Here is a 1,261-nt window from a genome sequence, read left to right as displayed (position 1 = left end):
CACGGGACTGCACCCGGTTCGGTTGACTCCTGACCTGTGAGGATCTGTTCCTCGCTGGAAGGATGTCTGTCATGCCGAAAGCGTTCCCCCTGGAGTTCCGCCGCGACGTCGTCGCGGTCGCCCGTAAGGGCGAAGCCCCGATCGCCCAGATCGCGAAGGACTTCGGGATCTCCGAGGCTTGTTTGCACCGCTGGCTGAAGCTCGCTGACGTCGAGGACGGCGTCCGCCCTGGAACTACGAGTTCCGAGTCGGCGGAGCTGCGGGAGCTGCGCAGACGCAACAAGATCTTGGAGCAGGAGAACGAGATCCTGCGGCGGGCCGCGGCGTACTTCGCCAAGGAGATCTCCCCAAAATGACGTACCCGCTGGTCGGTGACCTGGCCGCGGACGGGATCCCCGTCGCGGTGACCTGCCGGGTGTTGGGGTTCAGCAAGCAGGCCTACTACGCGTGGAAGAACAACCCGGTCACCCGGCGGGACCTCGACGACGCGTATCTGATCAACGCCGCCCTCGACATCCACCATGATGATCCGGCGTTCGGCTACCGGTTCATCGCCGACGAACTACCCGCCCACGGCATCATCGCCGGCCCGAACCGGGTCGCCCGGTTGTGCTCACAGCAGCGCATCTGGTCGGTGTTCGCCAAACGCAAGGGCCTGACCAGGCGGGCCGGACCCCCGGTGCACGACGACCTGGTGCAACGCCGCTTCACCGCCGACGCCCCGAACCGGCTATGGCTGACCGACATCACCGAACACCCCACCGCCGAGGGCAAGCTCTACCTGTGCGCGATCAAGGACGTGTACTCCGGTCGGATCGTCGGCTACTCCATCGACACCCGAATGAAAGCCTCCCTGGCCGTCGCGGCGCTGTCGAACGCGGTCCGGCTCCGGCACCCGGCCGACACCGTGGTCCACTCGGACAGGGGCAGTCAATTCCGGTCCAGGAAATTCGTGAAAGCGTTGCACCGCAACGGATTGGTCGGCTCGATGGGCCGAGTCGGCGCCTGCGGCGACAACGCCGCGATGGAGTCGTTCTTCGCCCTGCTGCAACGCAACGTCCTGGACCGGCAACGCTGGACCACCCGCCACGAGTTGCGCCTGGCGATGGTGACCTGGATCGAGCGGACCTACCACCGCCGGCGACGGCAACAACGCCTCGGACGGCTCACCCCGATCGAGTTTGAGACAATCAACCAGCCCGTACACGCGGCCTGAACCACTCAAACCCGCGAGTCAACCGAACCCGGGGCAGTCCCCACC

Annotated in this window: 1 protein-coding gene; it reads left to right on the top strand. The window is 66.1% G+C overall.

The window, feature by feature from the left end; translation table 11 throughout:
• Positions 1 to 71: 71 nt before the first annotated feature.
• A protein-coding gene (locus tag DLJ59_RS00080) for an IS3 family transposase (RefSeq protein WP_124770501.1) occupies positions 72 to 1,216 on the top strand; the annotation gives its coding sequence in 2 pieces (ribosomal slippage) (positions 72 to 345 and positions 345 to 1,216; 1,146 coding nt in all).
• The last annotated feature ends 45 nt before the right edge of the window (positions 1,217 to 1,261 follow it).

It is taken from the genome of Micromonospora inaquosa (assembly GCF_003857055.1).
Taxonomy (GTDB): domain Bacteria; phylum Actinomycetota; class Actinomycetes; order Mycobacteriales; family Micromonosporaceae; genus Micromonospora; species Micromonospora inaquosa.
The sequence above is the reverse complement of the archived record's forward strand: the minus strand, read 5'-3'. Positions and strand labels throughout refer to the sequence as shown.